3 protein-coding genes are annotated in these 3,380 nt (G+C 28.8%); 1 reads left to right on the forward strand and 2 read right to left on the reverse strand.

Annotation, left to right across the window (positions count from 1 at the left end):
- The first annotated feature begins 237 nt into the window (after positions 1-237).
- Positions 238-786 carry a nitroreductase family protein gene (locus tag I6U51_RS24480; RefSeq protein WP_211145159.1) on the forward strand — a complete coding sequence of 183 codons (549 nt, stop codon included), beginning with the start codon at positions 238-240 and terminating at the stop codon, positions 784-786.
- A gap of 144 nt (positions 787-930) precedes the next feature.
- Here I6U51_RS24480 and I6U51_RS24485 read toward each other — a convergent pair whose 3' ends face one another.
- Together I6U51_RS24485 and I6U51_RS24490 are read right to left on the reverse strand one after the other, a co-directional pair.
- Positions 931-2,622, reverse strand: coding sequence for a sensor histidine kinase (locus I6U51_RS24485; protein ID WP_211145160.1), 1,692 nt, complete (start codon positions 2,620-2,622; stop codon positions 931-933).
- A gap of 198 nt (positions 2,623-2,820) precedes the next feature.
- Positions 2,821-3,300: a spore coat protein gene (locus tag I6U51_RS24490; protein WP_211145161.1), complete on the reverse strand. Its 480-nt coding sequence runs from the start codon at positions 3,298-3,300 to the stop codon at positions 2,821-2,823.
- Positions 3,301-3,380: the final 80 nt, after the last annotated feature.

Raw genomic sequence — 3,380 nt, forward strand, 5'->3', positions numbered from 1 at the left:
TCTTACCACCTTTTTATTAATAGATTATATTATAAAGTTTACATGAGATTAAACTATCTCATTAATTCTGCATATCTCAAGATGATACTAGATATTAAGCATATTGACACGCCAGATTTAGTTTACTGCTTAAATTCAAATCAAACTCTAAATTATAGCAATTTACAGATTTTCTTCTTAACTAGATAAGCTATAATATTGTTTATATGAAGATTTAATATGTAATGAGGTGTACCTATGAATTTTTTAGAATTAGTTAAAATCCGTCAAAGCGTTCGTGAGTATTCAAATATACCTATCGAAAAGGAGACGATAGATAGATGTCTTGAAGCAGCTCGTCTGTCTCCATCTGCTTGTAATTCTCAACCATGGAGTTTTATGATTATAGACACTCCTGAATTGAGAGATAAAATCGCAAGATCAACTTTTAATGAACTTGTATCTTTTAATAAGTTTTCATTAAATGCGCCTATTCTAGTAGTAGTTACTGCAACAAAAGGAAACCTAAAAACAAAAGTTGGACAAATGATTACTAGTATTCCTTATTATTTAATTGATATTGGAATTGCAGCAGAACACTTTTGTCTTCAAGCTGCTGAAGAAGGTTTAGGCACCTGTATGATAGGATGGTTTAATGAAAAGAAAATAAAAAAGCACTTACATATGAGTAAGGATAAAATGGTTGCACTACTAATTGCTGTAGGCTATCCAAAATCAGAGAGCATAAGAAATAAAAAAAGAAAACCCATATCTGAAATGTCTACTTTTAATTTAACTGATTTATAAATATTATATATGTTGTCTATAAATTTGAGAACTAGAAAGTTAACTTATGCCAAGGGATATGTTTCCAAGTTGGAAACATATTCCGAAGTATAAGTTAACTTTCGGTCTAGTATCCCCATATAAATTTGCTTAAATACAATTCCTCTATGAATATATATCAGAGAACTCAATACTAATTTTCTCTACCTTTTGTCTCTCAAAAGGAATACTTTCTTGCTTAACATCACTATCTTGATTTACTAATCTAATAGGAAGTTCTATTGTAAATTCGCTCCCTACTCCATATTTACTCTTTGCTGTAATTGTGCCACCATGAGCTTCTACAATAGATTTTACAAGTGATAAACCTATACCACTTCCCCCTTGATTTAGAGTGAGGGAAGATTCAACCTGTCTAAATCGATCAAATATTTTATCTATCATATTTTCTGGAATACCTATGCCAGTATCTCTAATTAAAATAATAATTCTATCATCTTTATCATATATGTTTACATATATATTCCCATTTTCATCTGTAAATTTTATAGCATTAGAGAGTAAGTTTAACATAACTCTTTCTATTTTATCTAAATCAAAAGCAGTTATTTTTTCTTCAACATCTGTATCAAATAACAGTGTTATTCCCTTACTTTGTGTATATTCTAATATAGACAAAGTTATATCTTCAACTACGGATATTATATTATAATTGCCGAATTTCATATTTAAAAATCCTGCATCTAATTTTGTAATATCTATTAAATTATTTATTAATCTCAGTAATCTAAAACAATTTTGTTTCATAGTACCTATATATTTATTAGATCTATCATAAATCTGGCATTTTTCTATATCTCTGTGTATGGCATTTATTAGCTGAATTGATGCTAATATTATATTTAACGGAGTTTTTAATTCATGTGATATGTTTGAGAAAAATTCTGTTTTTAATTTATCGAATTGAATTGCTTCTTCTAGTTGACGCTTGTTCTCATCAGCTTTTTTTCTTTCTGTTATATCTCTTGTAATATTTAATATAGTTCTTTCACCATTATAATTAAGATCCGTACTGGATATTTCAACATCTATAACTGTTCCATCTAACTTTATCATTTTGGCTTCAACTAATGGCAGATTTTTTTCTTTAGTATATAGGTTATTTGACCTTTCTTTAATTTTATCATAGCAATCACTATGATAAAATCTAAGAAAATCTTGTCCAATAAGTTCCTTAGTAGATGAAGCTCCTAGTAATGCAGCTCCTGTATTATTTACAAAAGCAAACTTATCTCTATTTGTAATAAAAATAGCATCTGGTGAAAGTTCCACTAATTTTACATATCTTTCTTCACTTTCTTTTAAAGCTTCTTCAGTCATTTTTCTTTTCGTTATATCATGGGCAACTGTAAGTATTGATTCTGTTCCATTGTATACAAAAGGAGTGGACATGGCTTCTGTAAATACATCCTTTTTATCTAGTCTTTTGCCCCTATGTTCAACAAGCGGTATATTTTCACTTATATTACGTACTATAAACATAATTACATGCTTTTCTTCGTAAATATATGGTGTACCTGATATTTCTACAGACAACGCAGTTCCATCTTTTCTAATTAGTTTTTGAACAACTTTAGATACCACTTCATTATTTTCTACTTTTCTTATCATCTTCTCTATTGTGTTTATACAATCTTGGTGTGGAGATAGTCCATTAATTATTGACTTGCCTATTATATCATACATACTTTTATACCCTATAAGGCATAGCGCTTCGTCGTTTGCAAACAGTATTTTGTTATTATAAAATATAAAAATGCTATCAGATAAGAGATTTAAGAAATTCTGCTTCTCCATTATATAAACCCCTTTCGAAGTATTTTATCTGGCATTTAGAAATACAATTGTATAATATAAAAATTTACAAATCATGTGTTTTTATATAATTCTACAACTTGTTAAACATTCCTTCAAATGTATAAACTTTTTAATAATAAACATCCAAAATTTAAAGGCTGTGGATAACTAGGTGGTTATCCACAGCCTAAGGTGAAATTACTGAACTTTATACATACCTTTACTTTCCATATACTGAAATACGGATTCTCCATGCTTTTGTTCTTCTTTTTGTATATGGTTTAAAACATCACGAACATTTGTATCTCTAAATTCGAAGATTGCAGTATCGTAAGCTCCAGAAACATATTTTTCTGTCATTAAAATATCTGCACACATGTCATAGTCAGATAAGTTATGTACTCCTGTAGTCATATTTTGATTTGTGCCTTGATTAGTATTTTGCTGACTACTTTGTTGGTTACCTTGTTGATTCATCTGAGGAAGGTTTCCGCTTAATAATTGATTTATACTGTCGAGATGTGTTCTCTCAGACTGTAAGCTAGCATTAAATATTGCCTTTAATTGACTATCAGTAGCTTGATTTGCATAATTAGTATACTTTACTATGCAAGCTTCCTCATGACTTTTTTGATCTTCAAGTAACATTCTTTCTTTTTGTGATAAATTTACTTTCATAAAAACACCTCCAAATATATTTTGCATAGATTAGAAAATATTTATGCAAAATAATATGAAAAAGAGCTTGTGCCAAAATT

The organism is Clostridium aciditolerans (assembly GCF_016316925.1).
GTDB lineage: Bacteria > Bacillota > Clostridia > Clostridiales > Clostridiaceae > Clostridium_AM > Clostridium_AM aciditolerans.

What these genes read in the sequence shown, in the direction of transcription:
- I6U51_RS24480 (WP_211145159.1), top strand. Translation starts at nt 238, where the DNA reads ATGAATTTTTTAGAATTAGTTAAAATCCGTCAAAGCGTTCGTGAGTAT.
- I6U51_RS24485 (WP_211145160.1), bottom strand. Translation starts at nt 2,622, where the DNA reads ATGGAGAAGCAGAATTTCTTAAATCTCTTATCTGATAGCATTTTTATA.
- I6U51_RS24490 (WP_211145161.1), bottom strand. Translation starts at nt 3,300, where the DNA reads ATGAAAGTAAATTTATCACAAAAAGAAAGAATGTTACTTGAAGATCAA.